Genomic DNA, 22,983 nt, shown 5'->3' on the forward strand with positions numbered 1-22,983 from the left:
AGCGTGGCCGCCATGGGTGGCGAACGGCGGCGTCGGCGACTGCGACGGGCGGACCGGCCGCGGGCCGTGGAGCCCGAGGCCGCACCCGTCGACGAGCCGGAGCCGGAGCCCGCACCCGCACCGCGCAGCCGGCCCAGCCCCGCCGACCTGGCCGGGATGGCGGGGCCGTTCGCGTTGACGGCGAGCGTGCACGATCCGGAGCCGGCCGAGCCGGTGGTGGCGCCGGAGCCCCGGGCGGACTACCGCGGCGACGAGTCGTCAAACGAACGCGGCCTGCGCGGCCTCGTCGGCGGCGGCTCGTCGCAGGTGAACGTTCGGGCCGCGATGCGTGCGCGGGACGCCTCCCGCCCGACCGACGAGGACCTCGCCGAGGCGGAACGCGCGCTCGCGATCGTGCGCCGGGGCTGGGTACCCCGCGAGGATCTCCCCCGCCCCGGCCACCGGCACTGAGCCGGAGCAGCCCTACGGCAGGGGCGGCAACTCCCGCGCCTTCTCGTACTCGGCCACCTGCGTGATCCGGCGCAGATGCCGTTCGCTGCCGGAGAACGGCGTCGCCAGGAACGCCTCCACGAAGCCCGTCGCCTCGTCCAGGCTGTGCTGGCGGCCGCCGATCGCCAGGATGTTGGCGTCGTTGTGCTCGCGGCCGAGCTTGGCGGTCTCCAGGTTCCACGCGAGAGCGGCGCGCACCCCGGGGACCTTGTTGGCGGCGATCTGCTCACCGTTGCCGGAGCCGCCGATCACGACGCCGAGGCTGCCCGCGTCGGCGACCACGCGGGTGCCGGTGTGCAGGCAGAACGCCGGGTAGTCGTCCTCCGGGTCGAAGACGTGCGGGCCGACGTCGACCACCTCGTAGCCCACCTTCGGCAGGTGCGTCGCGAGGTGCTGCTTGAGGTCGAAACCGGCGTGGTCCGAGCCCAGGTATACGCGCATGCGATCAGCCTGCCAGAGCGGCGACGACGAGACCGGCCCGCGCCTTCGGCGTGAACCAGGTGCTCTTGCGCGGCATCTTGTCGCGGGCCAGGTTGACGGCCACGAACTCGTCGACGGTCACCGGCGCGACGAGCACCGCCAGGTCGGCCCGCCCGGCGTCGACCTCGCCGCGCAGCCACTGCGCCGGGTAGTCGCCGCCGACGTAGGTGATGCGCTTGTCGCCCGGGTCGAGGTCCAGCACGTCGCGGAACAGCACCCGCTCGACCAGCGCGTGATCCAGGTTGTCGACCACCGGCGCGTCGGGGTCGCGCTCCAGCGACACCGCCCAGGAACCCTCGCGCGTGTACAGGTGGATCGTGCCACCGGCCGCCGGGACGGTCGGGTCGACCAGCGGAACGGCCTGCGGAAGGCGTTCCCGCAGAATCTGCACGTCGACGTCGCGCACCAGCCGGTTGTACGGCTGGATGGCGACGGACTCCGGGGTCGTGACCACGGCCAGGAAGCGCGCGAACCCGGCGGTCTGCGCGGCGAGGCTGCGGTGGTTGCCGTCGGCGACGACCAGCTCGCCGCCGCCCGCGAGCTTGAGCAGCTCGTCGCGGGTGGCGCCGGGGCCGAGGCCCCAGACCTCGTGGGTGCGCCCGGCCGGGTCGAGGTCGGTCACGGCGGGAGCGCCGGCGCCCGCGGCGGCCCGGGCGAGTGCCGCGTGCAGCTCTTCGCCCCGTCCGGTCTGCAGCAGGAGAACGGGCGAGAGCAGCGCCTGGACCGCCTCGGCCAGCGCCACGCGCTCGCGCACCTTCTCGATGAACACGTCCTCGTTGCGGATCACCAGGCCCGGCTCCGCGGCGCTGGTGGAGATCTGGTCGGTGTCGACCATGCACCAGAGCCCGTAGGCCGCGTCGCCCGCGGGCGAGGTGATCCGGTAGAGCGCGGCGACCTCCTCGGCCGGCGCGTAGCGGCCGGAACGCTGCGCGGCCGCGAAGCGTTCCACCGCGGCCGGCAGCGAGTCCACGAACGACGCACCGACCGACTCGGGTGCCCGGTGCGGCATCTCGATCGCCAGGGCGCTGGACGGGTTCGCGGCGATGATGTCGGTGATCTCGGCGTCGTCGGCGAACTCGTCGTAGTTCTGCGCGCCGGTGCCCCCGGTCGACAGCCAGGCGTGAGCGATGGGATGCGCAACGGTCATGGGATCAACGCTAAGGGACGAAGTCAGTCGGCGGGCCGGTGACCCAGGTCCTGCGCACAGACCACGACAGGCGGCGCGACCAGCGCGATCACCTCGTCGGACAGGCCCGGGACCAGGTCTTTCCAGCCCACCTCCTGCACGCTCCAGCATGCTTTCGAGTGACTGCCCGCCACGTCCTCCACCTGCGGCGCACCCGTTTCTGTGGTCACTGTCACCGCCCCCTCTCGTGTGATGGTCGGCTCAACGAGGGTGCGGTCCCACGGGTCGGACAGGTGGTGCGACGCGGTTGCGACTCAGTCGAAGATCGGCTCCGCGTCCCGGGTCCGCTTGATCTCGTAGAAGCCCGGGGTGCCGGCGACGAGGAGGCAGCCGTCCCAGAGGCGGCCGGCGTCCTCGCCCTTCGGGGCCGGCGTCACGACCGGGCCGAAGAACGCGATCAGCTGCCCGTTCGCGCCGGGGACGTGGATGGTGGGCGTGCCGACGTCGAGGCCCACCGGCTTCATGCCCTCGTCGTGGCTCTTGCGCAGCGCGTCGTCGTAGCCGGGGTCCTCGGCCGCGGCGGCCAGTTCGACCGGCAGGCCGGCCTCGGTGAGCGCCGCTTCGTACAGCTCCGGGCCGAAGGCCTGCTTGCCCAGGTGTCGGCGGGTGCCGAGCGCGGTGTAGAGCGGGCGCAGCACCTCGGAGCCGTGCTTCTGCTCGGCGGCGATGCAGATGCGCACCGGCCCCCAGCCGTTCGCGTTGGCCGCACGGTAGCTCTCGGATATGTCGGTGCGGCCCTCGTTGAGGACCGACAGGCTCATCACATGGAACTTGATCTCCAGGGGACGGACCTTCTCCACCTCGAGCAGCCAGCGGGACGTGATCCAGGCCCACGGGCAGCGCGGATCGAACCACATGTGCGCAGTAGTCATGGGTTCACTAGTACTCCGAACGGGGGCTCGGCCGCCATAAGCCCGTATCACGGCTTTGCCGGCAATATCCCGGTCCAGCGTGGGGTCCCGCGACGTGGAAGACTCGCTGGTGGAACCCGTAACGGCGGGTTCGCGCAGCGCAAGAAGATGGGGAGTGGCACGTGGCCGGAGTTCGCAACCTCACGCAGGTGGAGGCCGTCCGCCGGGCGGCGCTTCTCGACGTCTCGGCCTACGACATCAGCCTCGACCTGACCGACGGCACCGGCTACCCCGGTGAGCACACGTTCCGGTCGGTGACGGAGATCCGGTTCACCTGCTCGCAGCCGGGTGCCGACACCTTCGTCGAGGCCGCCGCCGAACGCCTGCGCGCGGTCACGCTCAACGGTCAGCCGGTCGACACCTCCGGCTGGAGCGCCGAGGGCGGGCTCACGCTGACCGGCCTCGCCGCCGACAACGTGCTCGTCGTCGACGGCGACTTCTACTACTCCACCACCGGTCAGGGGCTGCACCGCTCGGTCGACCCGGTCGACAAGGAGATCTACCTCTACACGCAGTTCGAGACGGCCGACGCGCAGCGCACGTTCGCCTGTTTCGACCAGCCGGATCTCAAGTCGGAGTTCACCTGGCGGGTGACCGTGCCGGCGCACTGGAAGGTCGTCTCGAACATGCCGGTGGCGGGTGAGACGCCCGCCTCCGCGGCGAAGACCGTCGCCTTCGAGAAGTCGCCGAAGATGAGCACGTACGTCACCGCCGTGTGCGCGGGGCCGTACCACGAGGTGCGCGAGGAGCACGACGGCATCGGCCTCGGCGTCTTCTGCCGCCAGTCGATGGCCCGCTACCTCGACGCCGACGACATCCTGCTGATCACCAAGCAGGGCTTCGACTTCTTCCACGCCAACTTCGGCATCCGCTACCCGCTGCCCAAGTACGACCAGGTGTACAGCCCGGAGTTCAACGCCGGCGCGATGGAGAACTTCGGCTGCATCGTGCACGCCGAGCAGCACTACATCTGGCGTTCGCCGGTCACCGACTTCGAGTACGAACAGCGCGCCAACACGATCCTGCACGAGATGGCCCACATGTGGTTCGGTGACCTGGTCACCATGCGCTGGTGGGACGACCTGTGGCTGAACGAGTCGTTCGCCGAGTGGGCGAGCCACTGGTGCAACACCTCGGCCACCCGGTTCACCGACGCCTGGACGACGTTCCTGTCGGTGCGCAAGAACTGGGGCTACCGGCAGGACCAGCTCTCCTCCACGCACCCGGTGTACACCGAGACGCCCGACGTGGCGGCCGTGGAGGTCAACTTCGACGGCATCACCTACGCCAAGGGCGCCAGCGTGCTCAAGCAGCTCGTGGCGTACGTGGGCATCGAGCCGTTCCTGGCCGGGCTGCGGGCCTACTTCACCAAGCACGCGTGGGGCAACGCCACCTTCGACGACCTGCTCTCGGCGCTGGAGGCCGCCTCCGGCCGCGAACTGCGCAAGTTCGCCGCGCAGTGGCTCGAGACCGCGCAGGTCAACACGCTGCGGCCGGAGATCGTCCGGGCGGCCGACGGCACCTACGAGTCGGTGACCGTCGTGCAGGAGGCGCCGGCGGACTACCCGACGCTGCGCACCCACCGGATCGGCGTCGGCCTCTACGACCTGGAGGGTGACCGGCTGGTGCGCCGGCAGCGGATCGAGGTCGACGTCGAGGGCGCCCGCACCGAGCTGACGGCGCTCGCCGGGGTCCGGGCCGCGGACGTTCTCCTGTTGAACGACGACGACCTCACGTACGCGAAGCTGCGCCTCGACGAGAGGTCCATGGCGACCGTCGTGCGGCACATCGGCGGGTTCGACAACTCGCTGGCGCGGGGCCTCTGCTGGGCGGCCGCGTGGGACATGGTGCGCGACGCCGAACTGGCCGCCCGGGACTACGTCACGCTGGTGTGCGCCGGCCTGCCCGCCGAGAAGGACATCACGCTGGTGACCGCCACGCTGCGGCAGGCGCAGGCGGCCCTGGCGATGTACGCCGACCCGGAGTGGGCGCCGATCGGCTGGCGGCAGGTGGCGAGCACCGCCGCGGCCGCCCTGGCCGCCGCCGAGCCGGGCAGCGGGTTCCAGCTGGCGTGGGCGCGGGCTTACGCCGGCTCGGCGCGGGACAGCGGGGACCTGTCGGTGCTCGCGGGGTGGCTGGACGACGTGGACGTTCCCGAGGGACTGCGGGTGGAGGCGGACCTGAGGTGGTCGGTGCTCCAGTCGCTCGTGGCCCTCGGCGCCGTGTCCCCGGACCGGATCGATGTCGAACTGGACCGCGACCGCACCGCCAGCGGTGAGCGCGAGGCGGCGCTGGCCCGGGCACTGGTCCCGACGACGGAGTCCAAGTCGGAGGCCTGGCGCCGCCTGGTGACCGACCACGCCCTGCCGAACTGGCTCCAGCGCGCCATGCTCCAGGGCTTCCAGCACTCGGCGCAGGTCGCGCTGACGGCCCCGTACGCGGCGGAGTACTTCGCGGTGGCCGACGACGTGTGGACGCACCGCGACGGGGACCCGGCGCAGGAGTTCATGGTGCTGGCGTACCCGGCCTACCAGGTGACCGAGGAGGGCATCGCGCTGGCGGACGCCTGGCTCGCCCGGGAGGGTCAGCCCGCGCCGCTGCGGCGGCTGATCGCCGAGGGCCGCGACGGCGTGGTCCGCGCGCTGGCCGCCCGCCGCAAGGACGCCGCGGCGTAACGTTCCCGCGCAAAACAGGCCCGGTCCGCGCGGACCGGGCCTGTTGCGTACGTGGCGTTACTGCTTGCCGGCGTGGTCCACCAGCTGGGAGAGGCCGCTGACCAGGCCACCGGCCAGGTCACCGCCGCCGAACGACGCGGTCATGGACAGCGCGGCCAGCTTGGCGGTGCGGTCCGGCAGGCGCCGCCGGGCCTGCGAGCCCGTGACGATCTCCAGCGAACGCTGGTTGGGCGACACCGCGATCAGCACCGAGTGCGCCGGATCCGCCAGCTCGCTGTGCAGCTTCTCGGCGTGCCCGCGCACCGGCTCGTCGAGGTCGCCGACGTAGATGCTGAACGTCAGCCCCGTCGACGAGTCCGCCACGCGCAGCGCCTCGTCGAGGCGGAGCAGCTGGCGGGTGGTGAAGGGGCCGTCGAGCGCCTCGGGCCGGGTGCCCAGGCTCGTCTCACCAGCGGTCACTTGCGCCTCCCGTGACGTCCTGCGGGGGGTTGCCGGCAGTCGCCGACACCTCCGCCTTGCTCAGTGCCAACCGGTTGGCCCCACTGACGGCGTGCCGGTCCGAGGCGACGGCTGCCGCCGCGACCTGCTGCTCGGGCGCGGACAGGAACCACACCGGCGTGAAGTCGAACGGCCGACCCGGCCGGTACCGCCGGGCCCGGCGGGCGCTTCCGCCGAACACCAGGCCGACGATCAACGCGATCACGCCGGCCGGGATCCCGACGAAGATCACGAGAGTTTCGATGATGGACACGTCCAACGCCCCCAGGCGCCGCAGGTACATACTTTCTGGCACCTCACGTTAGCGGTCGGGCGCTTACAACCGGATCGCGGGGTGGCGGATCACCCACGCGACCGCACACACCGTGACGGGTGTTTCGACGCTTCGCGCACGAGGCGGCCACGACGGAGTGAGCCTGCCCGACAGAACGCCCTGAGGTGCCACAACGCGGGTTACGGCAGTCCGGTGACGGCACTATCGTGTCCCGAGTGGTTGATCCGCTGCACTCCCGGGCCGGCGAACTCGACGCCGCCGATCCCCTGGCGCCCTTCCGGGAGCGGTTCGTCTTCGCCGACGATCTGCTCTACCTGGACGGCAACTCGCTGGGCCGGCTGCCCGTCGCCACCCGCGAACGACTCCGCCGCGCCGTCGAGGTCGAGTGGGGCACCGGCCTGATCCGCAGCTGGGACAGCTGGATCGACCTGGCGCGCGAGGCGGGTGACACGCTCGCCACCGGCGTGCTGGACGCCTCCCCCGGCGAGGTGATCGTCACCGACTCGACCAGTGTCAACCTGTACAAGCTCGCCTCGGCGGCCCTGGACGCCCGGCCGGGCCGGCGGGTGATCGTGGTCGAGGACGACAACTTCCCCACCGACCGTTACGTGCTGGAGGGGCTCGCCAAGGCGCGCGGCCTCGAACTGCGCACCGTCGCCGTGCACATCGACCACGGCGTGCAGGTCGAGGACCTGACCGGCGTGCTCGACTCCGACGTGGCGCTGGTGTGCCTGTCGCACGTGGCGTACCGCTCCGGTGCCCGCGCCGACATGCCGGCGATCACCGAGGCGGTGCACCAGGTCGGCGCGCTCATGCTCTGGGACCTGTGCCACGCGGCCGGCGCGGTGCCGACGCCGTTGCACGTCTCCGGTGCGGATCTCGCGGTCGGCTGCACGTACAAGTACCTGAACGCCGGCCCCGGCGCACCGGCGTACGTGTACGTGAAGGCCGACCTGCAGACGTCGATCACGCAGCCGATCTGGGGCTGGTTCGGCCAGCGGGACCAGTTCGCGATGGGGCCGGACTACGAACCGGCCGCGGGCATCCAGCAGTTCATGGTCGGGTCGCCGCAGATCTTCGGGCTGATGGCGGTGATCGAGGGCGCCCGGATCACGGCCGAGGCGGGGATCGAGGCGATCGCGGCCAAGGGGGCGGCGCTCACCACGTACGCCATCGAACTCTTCGACGAGTGGATCGCGCCGCACGGCTGGGCGCTGGCGACCCCGCGGGAGGCGAAGCAGCGCGGCGCGCACGTGACGGTGCACCACCCGGCGGCGTGGCAGGTGACGCAGGCGCTCAAGGACGCGGGCGTGATCCCGGACTTCCGGACGCCGGACCGGCTGCGGATCGGGTTCGCGCCGCTGTACACCCGCTTCGAGGACGTGCACGAGGGCTTCACCCGCCTGCGCACGATCATCGAGAGCGGCTCGTGGCAGGGCTACTCCACCGCACGTTCCCGGATCACCTAGTCATTGCGATCGCCTCCGCGATCGCGGGCCGGGTCAGGCAGCGGCGGCGGGGGTGTCGCTCAGGTCGAGCCAGCTCGACCAGCGGGGATCGGGGGCCCGGTGGCCGAGCACCCGCCACGCCAGCCCCTTCGGCGCCATCGGGGTGACACGCAAACGCCAGCCGAGCTCGGCTGGCGTTTTGTCGCCCTTGGTGTGGTTGCACCGGGCGCAGGCGGCTACGACGTTGTCCCACGCGTGCCTCCCTCCCCGGCTGCGCGGCATCACGTGGTCTATCGTCTCGGCCGAACCGTGGCAGTAGGCGCACCGCCAACCGTCACGGGCGAAGATCGCGCGGCGGGACATCCCCACATGTGTGCGGTAGGGCACCCGGACGTAGCGAGTGAGACGGACCACAGAGGGTACCGGGAGAGCGGAACGCGCACTGTGCAGAACCCCGTCGCCATCGGCGACGCACACCGCCTTGGCGGTCAGGACCAGGATGGTGGCGCGTCTGACAGAAACGACGCACAGCGGCTCATAAGTGGCGTTGAGCACCAACGCCGTGTTGGCTGCCGAGCGTCGTATGTCAGGCATCGCCGTCCTCCTAGGGAAGCTGCACTGATCTCCTCGTCCTCGGGCGCAGGGGTGCGGTCCGTGCGCCAATAGTCCCCGATGGATCGCGATAATGCACGTACTATTTGCGGCCGGTCACGAGGAAGCGGTCCCGGACGGGACGATCGGATATTGAGGGGACGCACGCGTTGCTGAGATCGGTCCTGGTGCCCCGCGCGCCTTCGCCGTCGCCGAGCTGTGTCGACGCTCCGGAGTTGTGCGGCTACATCTACAACTGGACCGGCCTGAGCTGGCTCGCCGAGGGCAGTTACTACCTGCTGCTGAAGCCGCTCCGGATCCTCATGATCATCCTGCTGGCGATGCTGGCGCGGTTCCTCATCCATCGGGTGATCACCCGGGTGGTGCGCTCGGCGGCGGGGACGCACACGCTGTTCAACCCGATCCGGTCGCGGATCCCGGGAGCCGTCCCGCCGCCGACCCCGGGCGTCGCCGAGCGCCGCGGCGCCCGCGCCGAGGCCCTGGGCTCGATACTGCGGTCCATCTCGTCGGCCGTCATCTTCGCCGTCGTGGTCATGCTCGTTCTGGGGGAACTGGGGGTGAACCTCGCGCCGCTGCTCGCCGGCGCGGGCATCGCCGGCCTGGCCATCGGCTTCGGCGCGCAGAACCTCGTGCGCGACTTCCTCTCCGGCCTGTTCATGCTCTTCGAGGACCAGTACGGCGTCGGCGACGTGGTCGACGTGGGGGCGGTGGTGGGCACGGTCGAGGCGGTCGGCCTGCGCATCACGACGCTGCGCGACGCCCAGGGCGTTCTCTGGTACATCCGCAACGGGGAGATCCTCAGCGTCGGCAACAAGAGCCAGGGCTGGGCACTGGTGATCGTGGACGTGCCGGTCGGGTTCACCAACGTGGAGCAGTCGGCCGAGGTCCTCCGCAGCGCCGCCGACGCGCTCGCCCACGACGAACAGTGGGCCGACGACATGATCGAGCCTCCGTCGGTGCTCGGCGTCGAACAGATCACTCCGGACGGCGCCGTCCTGCGCACCACCGTGAAGACGCCCTCGGAGGCGCAGTGGCGGGTCGCCCGCGAACTGCGCCGCCGGCTGACCGACTCGTTGCAGGCCGCCGGCATCGCGGACCGGATCAGCGCGGGCCGGGTGTACATCCGGCCACCGGCGACGGGCCTGCCCGGCGCCACGAACGGCCAGGCGGAGACCGGCGCGGGCGGCGCCACGTAGCCACGGGCCCACCCCTAGAGAGTGACAAACCGGGGCGTTTCGTCCGATTGAACTCTTTACCCGATGCACGGGTCATTACGAGGGTCGCGCACCGACGGTACGGTCAGCTATGGTCCGAACGTTTAGGTGCGCCGGGTAGTACGTTCGGGTGACACGGGATCGTCCCCTCGGACGCCGGCGCTTTCGTTGTCATACGGAGGACCGCCGGTGCCCCACGCGGCCGACGACGACCGCCCCGCGACATTCCGCGAGGTGCTGGCCGTCGGCGAGTTCCGGGCCCTGTACCTCGCGAGCGCGCTCTCCTGGTTCGGCGACTACGTCGCGCGGGCCGCCGTCGCCGCGCTCGTCTTCCAGCGCACCGACTCCGTCTTCGCCTCGGCGGCGGCGTTCGCGATCTCCTATCTGCCGTGGCTCGGCTTCGGGCCGGTGCTCGCCGCGCTCGCCGAGCGGCTGCCGTACCGCCGCACGATGGTGGTCACCGACGTGCTGCGGATGTTCCTCATGGCGGCCGTGGCGCTGCCGGCGATGCCGGTGTGGGCCATGATCGCGCTGCTGTTCGCCACGTCGCTGTGCAATCCGCCGTTCGACGCGGCGCGCTCGGCGCTGCTGCCGAAGGTGCTCGAGGGCGACAAGTACGTCGTCGCGCTGACGCTGCAGACGTCGTCGTTCCAGGTGGCGCAGATCGTCGGCTACCTCCTCGGGGCCGGCGTGGCATCGGTCAACTCCAACGCGGCGCTGCTGTTCAACGCGGCGACGTTCGGGCTGTCGGCCGCGCTGATCGGGCTCGGCGTGGCCGAATACCCGTCCGCGATGACCGCCGAGGACCGCACCCACCTGCTGCGCGAGACGGGCAGCGGCATCGCGCTGGTGTTCCGCAGTCCCGTGCTGCGCGCCGTGGCGGCCGTCGTCTTCGCCACGTCGCTGCTCTCGATCGTTCCCGAGGGACTCGCCGCGGCATGGGCCGCCGACCTGAGTGACAGTCCGGCGGCGCGCGGGTGGATCCAGGGCGCGATCATGATCGCCAATCCGGTGGGCTTCGTCCTCGGCGGCATCGTGGTCGGCCGCTTCCTCGGGCCGATCAAGCGGCAGCGGGTCATCCCGTACTTCGCGCTGATCGTGCCGGTATCCCTGGTGCCGGCGCTGATCGACCCGGGGCCGACGCTCGTCTACGCGATGAGCTTCCTCGGCGGCTTCGCCACCGCCGGCCTGCTGCCGGCCACCAACGCCCTCTTCGTGCAGGCCCTGCCGGACTCGTACCGGGCGCGGGCCTTCGGCGTCATGCGCAGCGGCATCATGATCTTCCACGGGGTGGCGGTCCTCGCGACCGGCTGGCTGGCCGGCCTGTACCCGATCCATGTCGTGGTGGGCATGTGGGGCCTGTTCGGCACGGCTGTGATGATCGCCTCGGTGTTGATCTGGCCGCCCTCCCAGCAGATCTCCACCGAGATCGCCCGGGTCAAGGGGCTCAACGCGGCCGCCGCCATGCTGGGCAACCGGCCGCCGGGGCCGCGGCACCGCTCCGAGGACTCCGTTCCGCTGCGCGAGGGGCCGACCTATCACGGCCGCCGGCGGGCGCCGGACTCGGAGGACGACTGGCGCCGGGGCGACCGCCAGGCGGCACCTGGCACCATGGAACGGTGAGCGAGGCGTCCTTCTACGACCGGGTCGGTGGCGAACCGACGTTCCGCAAGCTCGTGGACGAGTTCTATGCCGGGGTGGCCAACGACCCCGTCATGCGACCGATGTACCCCGAGGCCGACCTTGGGCCGGCCAACGACCGGCTCCGGCTGTTCCTCATGCAGTACTGGGGCGGTCCGGGCACCTACTCGCAGGAACGCGGCCATCCGCGGCTGCGCATGCGGCACGCGCCGTTCAAGGTGGGCCCGGTCGAACGCGACGCCTGGCTGGCGCACATGCGCGCCGCCGTCGACAGCCTCAACCTCGCGCCCGACCTGGAGCAGGAACTGTGGGCGTACCTCGAACGGGCGGCGTACTTCATGGTGAACACGATGGACTAAAGGTGGATATCGGCGCGTTGTGTCGCTTGAGTCACTTAAGGGTGAGAACGTACAAAAAGGTACATCTCACCACCTAGGAGCCCTCCGTATGCGCCGACCCCCGCTGATCGCCGCAGCCACCGTGGCGGTGTTGAGCGCCGCCCTGCTCGCCGGCGCACCCGCCCGTGCCGACCTGGCCCAGCCGGCGCAGGTCTCGGCCAACCCGGTCGACTACACCCCGCACGTCCTCGAGGGGACCGTGCACGCGCTCGCTCTCGTCGGCGAGACCGTCGTCGTCGGCGGCGACTTCTCCGAGATCGCCGACGCGTCCGGCAAGAACCGCGCCAAGCGCACCAGCATCTTCGCCTACAACCTGCGCACCGGTGCGGTGAACGCCCTCGCCACCAGGCTCGACGGGATGGTGCTGGCCCTCACCGCCGGGCCGAACAACACCGTCTACGTCGGGGGCGACTTCAAGCGCGTCAACGGCGTCGCCCAGCGCGGCATCACCCAGCTGAACGTCGCCGACGGCAGCCGGGTGGAGGCGTTCACGGCCCGCATCGGACACAGCGACGTGCGCGCGCTGTCCGTCTCGGGGCCGTGGCTGTACGTCGGTGGCACGTTCACCTCGATCAACGGGGTCGAACGGGTCGCCCTCGGCCGCGTCAATCCGACCACCGGCGCCACCGACACCGCGTGGAACCCGGGCATCGCGGCCCCGCACCTCGACCGCGCCAAGGTCGAGGACTTCGCCATCAGCCCGAACGGCCAGCGCCTCGTCGCCATCGGCGCCATCGAGCACGCCGCCGGGCAGTACCGCGCACAGGTCGCCATGTTCGACCTGACGCCGGCCGTGCCGACGCTCGTCGACTGGTACACCGACGCGTACAGCGCCCGCTGCCTGGCCGGCTTCGACACGTACCTGCGCGGCGTGGACTTCGCGCCGGACAGTTCGTACTTCGTGCTGGTCACCACCGGGCGGGACTCCCACCCGAAGAAGACCTGCGACACCGCGGCACGGTTCGAGACGGCCGGAACGGGCATGCGCAAGCCCACCTGGGTCAACCACACCGGCGGCGACTCGCTGTACTCGGTGTCGGTCACCGGCAGCACGGTCTACGTCGGCGGGCACCAGCGCTGGCAGAACAACCCGTTCGGCCGGGAGTCGAAGGGCAAGGGCGCGGTGTCGCGCGAGGGCATCGCCGCACTCGACCCGGTCACCGGCCTCGCCACCGACTGGAACCCGGGCCGCGCCCGCGGCGTCGGCGTGAAGGCGCTGCTCAGCACGCCCGCCGGCCTCATCGTCGGCTCCGACACCGAACGCCTGGCCCGCGAGTACCACGGCCGTATCGGCATGTTCCCACCCGCGTAGTGTCCGGGTGAACGTTCAGGGCGGGGGCCGATCGGCGCCCGCCCTTTTCGTCACCGGGGGCCCCGAAACCGCACACGCCCCGCGCAGTCAGCCCAGGCCCGCAAGTGGTGGCCCCTAACGCAGGTCAAACCGGCTCGATAACCGGTGTAAGACCCCAGTACTCAAGAGCAAACCAGGCGCAGCGCCTGTCACAGGCAGCGGACGGACCCGGACCACGGCGTCCGCGGGAGCGATAGTGCGGATGGCTCCGCCATCCGCGGGTGCGCCCCGCTAGGGGCGCTAGCAAGATCCCGGAAGCGAAAAGGGAGGCCTCCAGGCCTCCCCCATCGCTGGAGGGTGACTGAGGGGATTTGAACCCCCGACACCCGGGACCACAACCCGGTGCTCTGCCAACTGAGCTACAGCCACCATTGCGCACCACCGTGGTGGGCGACGACCAATGATAGCGGTCCCACCCGGGGGTGCGTCCAACAGGTTAGGGGTGTCGTCTCACTCGGGTCGACTTTCGGCCACGACCTGGGCCGCGATGCCCTTCGCGGTCTCCACGTCGGGCCCCGGCGGGGGCACGAACACGGCTCGCCGGTAGTACTCCAGCTCGCGGATGCTCTCCAGGATGTCGACCAGCGCCCGGTGCGCCAGCCCTTTGGCCGGCTGCCCGAAGTACGCGCGCGGGTACCAGCGGCGGGTGAGTTCCTTGATCGAGGAAACGTCGATCATCCGGTAGTGCAGGTGCGCGTCGAGCCGGGGCATGTCACGCGCGATGAAGCTGCGGTCGGTCGCGATCGAGTTGCCGCACAGCGGCGCGGTGCGCGGCTCCGGAACATGCTTGGTGACGTACTCCAGGATCTGGTCCTCGGCCTGGATCAGCGTCGTCTGGGAGGCCCGCACGGCGGCCGTCAGCCCGGACTTGTCGTGCATGTCGCGGACCACTTCGACCATGTTGTCGAGGATCGCGTCATCGGCCTCGATCACGATGTCCAGCCCGGAGTCGACCGGTATCAGGTCGGCCCCGGTGATGACGGCGGCCACCTCGATCAGCACGTCGGACCGCAGGTCGAGGCCGGTCATCTCACAGTCGATCCAGACCAGAAGATCACTCACTCCGCCAGCCTAATGCGGCAAAGGCATCCTGCGCGATGTGTACGCCACAGCACCCCCCGTCCCGCCCGAAACGCCCGCGCCGGCCGTCGCCCGAACGGGCGTCTACCTTTGCCCCAAGAGCGGGCATACAGTCGGTTAAGCCGGTTTGACCAATAAAACCGGCATCGCCACCGCCCCCGGTGGCTGTCCCCCGGTGACCCGGTGGCCTTTGCTCCCCCGCCAGAGGCCACCGGGCCGGTGCGCGTTCTACGGCTCCTGAGTCGGTACCGGGGCCGCGGTGCTGGTCGACGGCGCCGGCGGGGGCCACTCGAGGGTCACCCGCACCGGGTACTCCGGTTCGGGCTGACGCACGGGGGCGGCACCCCGTTCCCCCGGATAGGTCTTGCCGGAGGGGGCGGCGACCGACGCGACGGCCCGGCTCACGACGGGCGGAACGTCGGCCGACGGGCGCGGGGCCGGGTCCGGATCGCCGGTGGCCAGCCAGTCCGCGATGCTGCCCTCGTCGTCGTCCGCGGCCCTCGGCGCGGGCTGACCGGCCGCGAACGCATCCCAGGATCCGCGCGTCGGGAGGGACTCCGTCGGGGCTGCCCAGGCGGGGTAGGTGGGCTGCGGCAGCAGCGGCTGAGGGGACCGGGCCGGGTGCCACGGGTAGGGCGCGTCGGCCGTGGCCCGCGGGTCCTGGGTCGGAACGCGGTGGGCGGCGGGGTGTGCGGCTTCCGGCGTGGGTTCGTCCGGGGCCGGCTGGATCGCGGGCCGCGCGGGTGCGGGTGCGGGTGCCGGGGTTGTTGCGGGCTCGGGTTCGGGTGTGTGGTGGGGGTAGTGCGCTGATGCTTGCCGGCCGGCGCGCGGGAGGTCGTCGGACGTGGCCCAGCTCGGGACGGCGGGGTGGGGTCCGGCGGACATGCTGGTGCCTGCGCTGGACGTCGGGCCCGGGTCCCCGGACGGGGTGGGCCGGGCTGCCGGCGGTACGGGCTCCGACGAGGGCCACACAGCGGCCGAGCCGGCCTCCTCGGGCAACGACGCCGTCCCGGGAGCGAGGGGCTCCGCAGGCGGGACGACGGGGACCGGCGCAACACCGGATGCGGACGGGGCTACCGGTGCCGGCGTGACACCGGGCGGCGGGACAGCGGACGCCATGGGGACAGCGGGCGCCGTCGGGACGACCGGCGTGGCAACGGGTGCCGGGGCGGAAAGGGGTGCCGGGGCGGAAAGGGGTGCCGGACCTGCGCCGGGCACCGGTGTGAGAGCGGGCGGGGGCGCCGTAGCAGGCGAGGGCGCCGCAGCAGGCGCCGATGCCGTCACGGATCCGCTCTCCTGCGCGGAGACCCGTGCGGAGGCCGTGGACATCAGGATCGCCGGCGACACCTCGACCGAGCCGAGGCCGCCCAGCGGGCCGGGCGCCGCATCCGAGCCGCCGCCGGCCGACGCACCGTTGAGCGGGACGCCGTCGCCGAGCGGGGCGCCGCTTTCGGGTGGGAGTTCGCCGTGCAGCGGGGTGGCGTCCGGGCGGGCGGCGTTCAGGGGGAAGGGCGCGCGGGGCTGTTCGTCGGCGGCGGGCGTGGCGCTCAGGACCGCCCCGGCGAAGACCGAGGCCGGCGGCACAGCCGCGCGTGCGGAGACCACCGCCGGCACGTTCACCACGCCGCCCCGGTGCCGGCGCTTGCCGCGCCGCGTTCGACGGCGGGCCAGCAGGAGCACTCCGAGCGCCAGCAGGACCCCGCCGAGGATCAGTACGCCGAGCGTGGTGCGGTCGAGCCACCGCGGGGTGAACGCCACCCCGACGCCGCCGCTGACCCCGGGCGTGCCGTCGGTGTTCATGATGACGAGCGCGAGGTCGCCGTCGCGCAGCAGCGACGGTGGGAACGTCAGCGGCCGCCCCGCCCCCGGCCCGCTCGACAGCTTCCAGAACTTCTGCGTGAACGGCGGCGCGACGCGTGTGCGGGTACCGCCGCCCGCCATCCCCGACGCGGAGTCCTCGGGTGCGGGCTGAACGGCCGTTCCGGCGACGGAGGGGATCTCCGTGGCGTCCACGGGCAGCGGCCCGCGGGCGAGCCGCACACGGTCGACCTGGAGCCAGCCCACGGGTGCGAGGTAGCGCTCCACGTCGGCGCGCGGCGCCAGTCCGACGAACCGGCCGGGTGCGTCGATGCGCAGTTCGGTGCGGCCGCCGCGGGCGAACATCGCCTCGCGCCGCAGCAACTCGTCGAGGTCCGCGACGACGACGGCGGGTGTCTCGGTGTAGACCGGTTCGGTCGTGGCGCGGAACGTGCCGCCCGGATCACGGTGCAGCCCCGCCGCCAACAGTGCGACGCCACCGACCAACATCGGTACGGCGATGAGCAGCAACAGTGCGCCGGCAACGGCGCGCACGATCCGCATCGGGCCTCCCCTGGGGGCCCGCCCGCCAAGAGAGCCGGCCCTTTTATCCGAAGATTAACCGGATAAGTGGGCCCATTTTCCCTTTTCGGCAGAAACGGGCGGACTGGTCGCCCCACATACGGAACGACCGGTCCGCCCGTTAGGTCACGCCGGCGGTTGAACGCAGGCCTGCTATCTGACGGTCAGCCTCGCGCTGAGCGTCGACTGGTCGATGTCGGAGATCCGCACAGTGATCTTGAGTTCGTACTCCCCGGGGTCGGGGAAGATCGGCTCGCCCACCGAGTGGTCCGGCGTGATCGGCAGGATCGGGATCTCGATCGGCTCGACGCTGCCGCTGGTCGGCGTGATCGAGGCTTTCCACTCCACGACCGACTGCGGGGTGCCCGTTCGGGTGTAGGCGTACAGGTGCATCGAGTTGCCGCCGACCTTCGCCGGTTCCAGTTCGACGCGCACGAGCGACTTGTCGCTGGTCAGCGTGACAGTGTAGGGGCCGGGGACCGCCGCGTTCGCCGTTCTCGCCGGGGGCGTCTGGACCAGCGCCGCCGCGAGGCCGAGCACCACACCGGTGATCGCCAGCTCCACGAGGATCAGCCGGCGCAGCGGCCGCGCGGGAGGCTCGGCCTCCTCGACGTCCGCGACGTCCTCGTCGTCATCGTCCGGCGGCACCGACGCGGCCGCGAAGCGCAGGACCAGGCGCCGCGAGAAGTACGCGATCCCGACGATCACCGCGAGCAGTGCCGCCTTGCCCAGCACCAGCTTGCCGTACGTGCTGTCGAACAGCTTTCCGAACTCGCTCACCTCGATGATGGCCGAGGCGGTGCCGGTGATCGTCAACGTGATCACGCACAGCATCGCCCATTGCGACCACACCGGCAGGATGGCGCCGAGTTCGGTGGCATTCGCCCGGCGCAGCACCACCAGGATCAGCAGCAACAGGCCGCCCATCCAGACGGCCATCGCGCCGACGTGCGCCGCGTCGGCGACCATCGACACGGCCGGCACCGGAGACGCGGCCGGGTGCCCGGACAGCGGCCAGGTGCCGATGCCCACCACCGCCAGGAACGCCAGCACCGCCTGGTCCACCGTCGAGGGCGGTTCGGGCCGCAGGAACGGCCGGATCAGCACCGACACGGCCGCGAGCACACCGAGGCGCACCGCGTGCGCCGCCCCGAACGACCCCGACAGCGCATCCTCCAGGGCCGTGCTGCTGACGTCGAAGATCCCGTTCCCCGCGCTGTACGGCCCCTGGAGGTACATCTCGGCGACCGTCGCCAGGGTGGTGACACCGAGGCCGGCGGCGAGCAGCCGCGCGGGCACCGTGCGGGACAGCCGCCGCGGCCAGAGCCGGGCGAGGAAGATCAGCGGCCCGGCGATCAGCACCAGGCCGGCGTAGCCGAGCCACCGGGCCACGCCGAGCGCGCCCGCCACGACCGGATCCGCGCGTTCGCCGACGGAGGTGTCGGCCGTGGGGGCGTTGGCCGACGGCTGGCCGATGGAGAAGGTGAAGCTGCCGCCGATCGGGTGGCTGTCGGCCGAGATCACCCGGAACGTCACCAGGTAGGTGCCCTTGCCGAGGTTGCGCGCCAGCGGGATGGACAGGTCGGTGCCGTTCACCCGGGGGGTGCCGCTGTCGGCGCGGGCCTTGTCGGGGCCGATCACCTGGATCCGCTCGGCGACCGGGCGCACCCCCTCCGTGAAGCTGAGGGTGATGCTGGCCGGGGCGCTCTGCAGGATCGCCCCGCTCGACGGGTCGGTGCGGGTCAGCGACGCGTGCGCGGAGGCCGGCGCGGCCGTCCCGAGCAGCACGGCGACCCCGACGACGAACGTCGCGAGCAGCCCCGCAGCGAACCGACCCATCCGTAGGCGCACATACTCCACGCCAACAAGGGTCGCTCCCCGCTCCCGGATGGTTCCCGCCGGGGTCACGTTGACAAGAACACGCTGTGCGTCTTCACAGCTTGTGACGGGAACCGGTGCGACGCGTGGTGCGACAAAACCAGCGTGTCCAGATGGTTCGCGCTGGTGGCGCGCGTGGGGCTGGCCGGCGTGTGGCTCGTGGCCGGCGGGTCGAAGGTCGGTGATCTCGCCGCATCGGTGCGGGCGGTGCACGCCTACAAGCTCCTGCCGTACGGCGTGTCGGAGGTCGTCGGCGCCATGCTCCCGATGGTGGAACTGCTGCTCGGGGTCGTTCTGCTCGCGGGGATCGGGACCCGCTACGCGGCCTGCGTGAGCGCCGCGCTCTCGACGGTGTTCATCGTCGGGATCTCCTCCGCGTGGGCGCGCGGGCTGCGGATCGACTGCGGCTGCTTCGGCGGCGGCGGCGAGCTCGAGGCCGGCCGGTCGACGAACTACTTCTGGAAGATCCTGCTCGACGTGGCCCTGTTCGCCGCGGCCGCGTTTCTCATCCGGCGGCCGCGCAGCCGCTGGTCGCTCGACGATGTCGTCAGTAGGAAGGGACGAGCCTGATGGCCAAGCGCCGTAACCGGAGACCGCCGCCCCCACCGCCGCCGTCCGGCATGCCGGTGGGGCTGATCGCCGCCATGGTGACCGTGGTGCTGCTGCTCGTGGCGGGCATCGGCGGGTGGTACCTGTACCAGACGCAGCGGCCGGACCGCACCGGTGCCGTGCCGGCGTCGGCCGACTCGTCAGGCGTGACCGTGGGCACCGGACCCGTCAAGATCGACGTCTACCTCGACTTCATCTGCCCGGCGTGCAAGGCGTTCGAGGAGCGGGCCGAGGGGACGTTGGCGCAGCTGGTGTCGGCCGGGAAGGTGACGGTCAAGTACCACCCCCTGGGCTTCCTGGACGGGCAGTCGACCACCAAGTACTCGTCGCGCTCGGCCGCCGCGTCCGGCTGCGCCGCCGACGCGGGCAAGTTCGTGGAGTACGCCGGAGTGCTCTACGACCGCCAGCCGGCCGAGGGGGGTCCCGGCCTCACCGACGACGTTCTGATCGAACTGGCGCAGCAGGCCGGCATCGACACCGGACCGTTCAAGACGTGTGTGAACGACGGCCGCTACCGCGGCTGGGTCGACGGCATCACGGAGCTGGGTGCCCGCGCCGGGGTCACCGGCACGCCCACGGTCCTCGTCAACAACCGGAAGGTCGACCCGACACCCGAGGCGATCACGGCAGCGGTCGGCTGAACGCGAAGCCGAACGGCAGTTCCAGCCGGTGCCTGGCCAGCAGGTCGGCGTCGGCGAGCAGCTCGGCGGTGGGGCCGTCGGCGACCACGCGGCCCTCGTCGAGCACCACCGCGCGGGGGCAGAGCTGGAGCGCGTACGGCAGGTCGTGGGTGACCATCAGGGTCGTCACCGCCAGCCCTTCCAGGATCTCGGCCAGCTCACGCCGGCTGGCCGGGTCCAGGTTGGACGACGGCTCGTCGAGGACCAGCAGCGAGGGCCGCATGGCGAGCACGGTCGCCACCGCCACCCGCCGCCGCTGCCCGAACGACAGGTGGTGCGGCACCCGGTCGCGGTGCTCCGACATGCCGACGGCGGCGAGCGCCTCGTCGACCCGGGCGGCCAGCTCCTCGCCGCGCAGTCCCAGGTTGGCCGGCCCGAACGCCACGTCCTCGGCCACGGTCGGCAGGAAGAGCTGGTCGTCGGGGTCCTGGAAGACGATGCCGACGCGGCGGCGCAGTTCGGTCAGCGCCACGCGGTCCCGGGGCCGCACGGCCAGCCCGTCGACGATGACCCGACCGGCGCCGCCGTGCAGGATGCCGTTGAGGTGCAGGACCAGCGTGGTCTTGCCGGCGCCGTTGGGGCCGAGCAGCGCGACCCGTTCGCCCTCGGCGAGCGTGAGGTCGACGCCGCGCAGCGCCTGCCGGCCGTCCGGATAGGAGAAGTGCAGCCCGGCGACCTCTAACGCAGTCATGACACCACTGCTATCACGGCGGTCGCGGCGACCACGCTCAGACCGGCGGTCCACTGGGTCTTCGACGCCTTCGGTGCCCGGCCCTCCGGCAGCCGTCCCGTGTACCCGCGGGACAGCATGGCCAGGTAGACCCGCTCCCCGCGTTCGAACGCGCGCAGGAAGAGCGCCCCGATCCCGGCCGCGAACGCCCGCACCTGCCACAGGAAGCGCGGGTCGTAGCCGCGCGCGAGCCGGGCGACCCTCATCCGCCGCGCCTCGTCGACCAGCACCTGCAGGTAGCGCAGCATGAACGTGGCGATCTGCACCAGGATCTGCGGGCAGCGCAGCCGGTCCAGCCCGACGATCAGTTCGCGGGGCGTGGTCGTCGCCGCCAGCAGCAGCGACACCAGAACGCCGAGCGTGCCCTTCACCAGGATGTTCCAGCCGGCGTAGAGGCCCTCGACGGAGAGCGCCACGCCGAGCACCTGCGTGCGGGGCCCGTGCCCGGTGAACGGCAGCACGACGGCGAAGAGTACGAACGGCAGTTCGATCGCGCTGCGGCGGATCAACCAGCCCGGGCCGACCCGCGCCAGCCCGGCCACGGCGCCGATCAGCACCAGGTACGCCGCGAACGCCCCGAACGCCTCGCGCGGCGTCAGCACCACGGCGACGGTGCAGAGGACCGCCGCCGTGATCTTCACCTCGGGCGCCAGCCGGTGCACGGGGCTGTCGTGATCCCGGTGCAGCCAGTGCGCGTGACCGGCGCCCATCAGACCGGACTGTCGGCGGGCTTGCGCCGGCGCACCAGCCAGAACAGCCCGCCGCCGATCCCCGCGGTCACGAGCACACCGATCACCCCGGAGAGCCCGGTCGACAGGTACGGGTTGTCGATGCCCCGGATCCCGTAGTCCGCGAACGGGCTGTCCGCGGTCTGGGTGTCCGCGGCGCGGTCGGCGACGCAGGTGCCGCCGGTCTTGTTGTCCGCGGCGTCGTACGTGCAGCCGTCGCGAACGACCGAGTCGAGGCCGTCCGGGTGGGCCGAGGCGAAGTTGGAGACGACGCCGGCCAGTCCGAGCGCGACCAGCAGTCCCACCAGCAGAAACACGCGGGTCTTCATGCTCTACCACCTCCGAGAAAGTCGACAGGGGCTCCGCATGCCCGCCTCCGCTGCGCTCCAGCAGTCATGCGGATACCAACTCTTCCTGCTGCTGGCGCTGCCGCCGGGTGCGCAGGGCGTACACGAGGTCCGGGCGGGCCTTGGCGACGGCGCTGACCGTCACGGCCGTGATCAGGCCCTCGCCGATCCCGATGAGCAGGTGCGGGCCGGCCATCAGCGACGCGACGGCGCCGATCGACAGGCCTCCCCCGCCGCCCAGCGCGTACTGCAGCACGAACCCCTGCGAGGCGACCACGACGCTGACCACGCTGGCCACGAACGCGGCCCCCACCAGCGGAACCCGCGCCCGCAGCAGCGCCACGACGAGCAGGTAGCCGGCGGCGGTGCCGATGACGGCCATGTTGGTGACGTTGAGCCCGAGCGCGGTGAGGCCGCCGTCGGCGAAGACCAGGGCCTGCACGACCAGCACCACGGTCACGCAGAGCGCGCCGACCCAGGGGCCGACCAGGATCGCCGCGAGCGCGCCGCCGAGCAGGTGGCCGCTGACGCCCGGCAGCACCGGGAAGTTGAGCATCTGGACGGCGAAGATGAACGCCGCCACCAGGCCGGCCATCGGGGCCAGCCGGTCGTCGAGGTCGGCCCTGGCGCGCAGGACGCAGACGGCGATGGCCGAGGCGGCGATCGCCGCGAAGATGCCGGAGACGGGTGCGTCGATGATGCCGTTGGAGATGTGCATCGCTACTACGTCGTTGTTCATGGGTCCTCCCGACCGGAGCCTATTTCCATCGAACGGCTCTTGCCAATGGTTCGCAACAGGGCGGCGGGCGGATGGGTCTAGTGTTTTCTGTCATGACCGAAGCTGCACGTCTCGCACCCGGCGACGCCGCGCCGGAGTTCACGCTCACCACCGACAGCGGGGAGCAGCTGTCCCTGTCCGACCTGCGCGGCAAGCGGGTGATCCTGTACGCCTACCCGGCCGCGATGACGCCGGGGTGCACCACGCAGGCGTGCGACTTCCGGGACTCGCTCTCCTCGCTCAAGGCGCGCGGGCTCGAGGTGCTGGGCATCTCGCCGGACGCGCCGGCGAAGCTGGCGAAGTTCCGTGAGCGCGACGGGCTGACGTTCCCGCTGCTCAGCGACCCCGACCGGGCGGTGCTGACGGCCTACGGGGCGTTCGGCGAGAAGAAGAACTACGGCAAGGTCGTGCAGGGCGTGATCCGCTCCACGTTCGTGATCGACGCCGACGGCAAGATCGAACACGCCTTCTACAACGTCAAGGCCACCGGCCACGTCGCCAAACTCCGCAGGGACCTGGGCCTGGACTGAACGCGGGCGCGGCAGCGGAGCGAAGCGGAGCGGTGCGGCCCGGGAGGCAACGGCCGCGCCCTCCGGG

24 protein-coding genes and 1 tRNA gene are annotated in these 22,983 nt (G+C 71.7%); 10 read left to right on the plus strand and 15 right to left on the minus strand.

From position 1 onward, the window contains the following. Positions 1-12 precede the first annotated feature (12 nt). Positions 13-450, plus strand: a complete 438-nt coding sequence (locus Val02_RS44690; protein ID WP_203905457.1) for a hypothetical protein — start codon at positions 13-15, stop codon at positions 448-450. 12 nt (positions 451-462) lie between these two features. On the opposite strand, the gene Val02_RS44695 is transcribed toward Val02_RS44690, so the two are convergent. From Val02_RS44695 to Val02_RS44710, 4 genes are all read right to left on the minus strand, one after another. After that, entirely contained in the window at positions 463-930 is a 468-nt protein-coding gene (locus tag Val02_RS44695) for a ribose-5-phosphate isomerase (protein ID WP_203905458.1), read from the minus strand. 4 nt (positions 931-934) lie between these two features. Next, complete coding sequence (locus tag Val02_RS44700; RefSeq protein ID WP_203905459.1) at positions 935-2,116, minus strand: DUF1015 family protein; 1,182 nt, start codon at positions 2,114-2,116, stop codon at positions 935-937. A gap of 23 nt (positions 2,117-2,139) precedes the next feature. Next, the gene (locus tag Val02_RS44705; protein ID WP_203905460.1) at positions 2,140-2,325 is read right to left on the minus strand and encodes a hypothetical protein; all 186 of its coding nucleotides are present in this window, start codon (positions 2,323-2,325) and stop codon (positions 2,140-2,142) included. Positions 2,326-2,409: 84 nt separating this feature from the next. After that, positions 2,410-3,027 (minus strand): DsbA family protein, encoded by a 618-nt coding sequence (locus Val02_RS44710; RefSeq protein ID WP_203905461.1) that lies wholly within the window; start codon positions 3,025-3,027, stop codon positions 2,410-2,412. 161 nt (positions 3,028-3,188) lie between these two features. Between Val02_RS44710 and pepN the strand changes: the two genes are divergently transcribed. Then, a complete protein-coding gene (gene pepN / locus Val02_RS44715) occupies positions 3,189-5,741 on the plus strand; it encodes an aminopeptidase N (RefSeq protein ID WP_203905462.1) in 2,553 nt (850 codons plus the stop codon). Positions 5,742-5,798: 57 nt separating this feature from the next. On the opposite strand, the gene Val02_RS44720 is transcribed toward pepN, so the two are convergent. Next, the gene (locus Val02_RS44720) at positions 5,799-6,200 is read right to left on the minus strand and encodes a DUF5130 family protein (protein ID WP_203905463.1); all 402 of its coding nucleotides are present in this window, start codon (positions 6,198-6,200) and stop codon (positions 5,799-5,801) included. Beyond that, complete coding sequence (gene ctaJ / locus Val02_RS44725) at positions 6,187-6,522, minus strand: aa3-type cytochrome oxidase subunit CtaJ (RefSeq protein ID WP_203905464.1); 336 nt, start codon at positions 6,520-6,522, stop codon at positions 6,187-6,189. Before ctaJ ends, Val02_RS44720 begins: the two co-directional genes overlap by 14 nt. Before the next feature lie 206 nt (positions 6,523-6,728). Between ctaJ and kynU the strand changes: the two genes are divergently transcribed. Continuing rightward, positions 6,729-7,982 (plus strand): kynureninase, encoded by a 1,254-nt coding sequence (gene kynU / locus Val02_RS44730; RefSeq protein ID WP_239153805.1) that lies wholly within the window; start codon positions 6,729-6,731, stop codon positions 7,980-7,982. A 33-nt stretch (positions 7,983-8,015) separates the two neighbouring features. On the opposite strand, the gene Val02_RS44735 is transcribed toward kynU, so the two are convergent. Next, positions 8,016-8,555 (minus strand): HNH endonuclease, encoded by a 540-nt coding sequence (locus Val02_RS44735; RefSeq protein ID WP_203905465.1) that lies wholly within the window; start codon positions 8,553-8,555, stop codon positions 8,016-8,018. Positions 8,556-8,722: 167 nt separating this feature from the next. Between Val02_RS44735 and Val02_RS44740 the strand changes: the two genes are divergently transcribed. The 4 genes from Val02_RS44740 (at position 8,723) to Val02_RS44755 (ending at position 13,138) form a co-directional block, all read left to right on the plus strand. Next, positions 8,723-9,769 carry a mechanosensitive ion channel family protein gene (locus Val02_RS44740; RefSeq protein WP_239153806.1) on the plus strand — a complete coding sequence of 349 codons (1,047 nt, stop codon included), beginning with the start codon at positions 8,723-8,725 and terminating at the stop codon, positions 9,767-9,769. Positions 9,770-9,976: 207 nt separating this feature from the next. Continuing rightward, complete coding sequence (locus tag Val02_RS44745; RefSeq protein WP_203905466.1) at positions 9,977-11,410, plus strand: MFS transporter; 1,434 nt, start codon at positions 9,977-9,979, stop codon at positions 11,408-11,410. Next, entirely contained in the window at positions 11,407-11,787 is a 381-nt protein-coding gene (locus Val02_RS44750; protein WP_203905467.1) for a globin, read from the plus strand. The genes Val02_RS44745 and Val02_RS44750 overlap by 4 nt, the downstream gene beginning before the upstream one ends. A gap of 88 nt (positions 11,788-11,875) precedes the next feature. After that, complete coding sequence (locus Val02_RS44755) at positions 11,876-13,138, plus strand: PKD domain containing protein (RefSeq protein ID WP_203905468.1); 1,263 nt, start codon at positions 11,876-11,878, stop codon at positions 13,136-13,138. 334 nt (positions 13,139-13,472) lie between these two features. Here Val02_RS44755 and Val02_RS44760 read toward each other — a convergent pair. From Val02_RS44760 to Val02_RS44775, 4 genes are all read right to left on the minus strand, one after another. Then, a tRNA-His gene (locus Val02_RS44760) sits at positions 13,473-13,547 on the minus strand. A gap of 80 nt (positions 13,548-13,627) precedes the next feature. Beyond that, positions 13,628-14,239, minus strand: coding sequence for an oligoribonuclease (orn, locus tag Val02_RS44765; RefSeq protein WP_203905469.1), 612 nt, complete (start codon positions 14,237-14,239; stop codon positions 13,628-13,630). Positions 14,240-14,485: 246 nt separating this feature from the next. Beyond that, entirely contained in the window at positions 14,486-16,618 is a 2,133-nt protein-coding gene (locus Val02_RS44770) for a hypothetical protein (protein WP_203905470.1), read from the minus strand. Between the two features lie 171 nt (positions 16,619-16,789). Beyond that, the gene (locus tag Val02_RS44775) at positions 16,790-18,475 is read right to left on the minus strand and encodes a copper resistance CopC/CopD family protein (RefSeq protein ID WP_203905480.1); all 1,686 of its coding nucleotides are present in this window, start codon (positions 18,473-18,475) and stop codon (positions 16,790-16,792) included. A 144-nt stretch (positions 18,476-18,619) separates the two neighbouring features. Here Val02_RS44775 and Val02_RS44780 point away from each other — a divergent pair, with 144 nt between their 5' ends. Further along, positions 18,620-19,084, plus strand: coding sequence for a MauE/DoxX family redox-associated membrane protein (locus Val02_RS44780; protein WP_203905471.1), 465 nt, complete (start codon positions 18,620-18,622; stop codon positions 19,082-19,084). Beyond that, the gene (locus Val02_RS44785; protein WP_203905472.1) at positions 19,084-19,764 is read left to right on the plus strand and encodes a DsbA family protein; all 681 of its coding nucleotides are present in this window, start codon (positions 19,084-19,086) and stop codon (positions 19,762-19,764) included. The genes Val02_RS44780 and Val02_RS44785 overlap by 1 nt, the downstream gene beginning before the upstream one ends. On the opposite strand, the gene Val02_RS44790 is transcribed toward Val02_RS44785, so the two are convergent. From Val02_RS44790 to Val02_RS44805, 4 genes are all read right to left on the minus strand, one after another. Continuing rightward, positions 19,745-20,494, minus strand: a complete 750-nt coding sequence (locus tag Val02_RS44790) for an energy-coupling factor ABC transporter ATP-binding protein (RefSeq protein WP_203905473.1) — start codon at positions 20,492-20,494, stop codon at positions 19,745-19,747. The genes Val02_RS44785 and Val02_RS44790 overlap by 20 nt on opposite strands. Beyond that, positions 20,491-21,243, minus strand: a complete 753-nt coding sequence (gene cbiQ, locus Val02_RS44795; protein ID WP_203905474.1) for a cobalt ECF transporter T component CbiQ — start codon at positions 21,241-21,243, stop codon at positions 20,491-20,493. Before cbiQ ends, Val02_RS44790 begins: the two co-directional genes overlap by 4 nt. After that, complete coding sequence (locus Val02_RS44800; protein ID WP_203905475.1) at positions 21,243-21,590, minus strand: PDGLE domain-containing protein; 348 nt, start codon at positions 21,588-21,590, stop codon at positions 21,243-21,245. The genes cbiQ and Val02_RS44800 overlap by 1 nt, the downstream gene beginning before the upstream one ends. Positions 21,591-21,654: 64 nt before the next feature. Then, positions 21,655-22,347 (minus strand): energy-coupling factor ABC transporter permease, encoded by a 693-nt coding sequence (locus Val02_RS44805; protein WP_239153808.1) that lies wholly within the window; start codon positions 22,345-22,347, stop codon positions 21,655-21,657. Between the two features lie 92 nt (positions 22,348-22,439). Here Val02_RS44805 and bcp point away from each other — a divergent pair, with 92 nt between their 5' ends. Then, positions 22,440-22,916: a thioredoxin-dependent thiol peroxidase gene (bcp, locus tag Val02_RS44810; protein WP_203905476.1), complete on the plus strand. Its 477-nt coding sequence runs from the start codon at positions 22,440-22,442 to the stop codon at positions 22,914-22,916. The last annotated feature ends 67 nt before the right edge of the window (positions 22,917-22,983 follow it).

This window comes from Virgisporangium aliadipatigenens, from assembly GCF_016863615.1.
Classification (GTDB): domain Bacteria; phylum Actinomycetota; class Actinomycetes; order Mycobacteriales; family Micromonosporaceae; genus Virgisporangium; species Virgisporangium aliadipatigenens.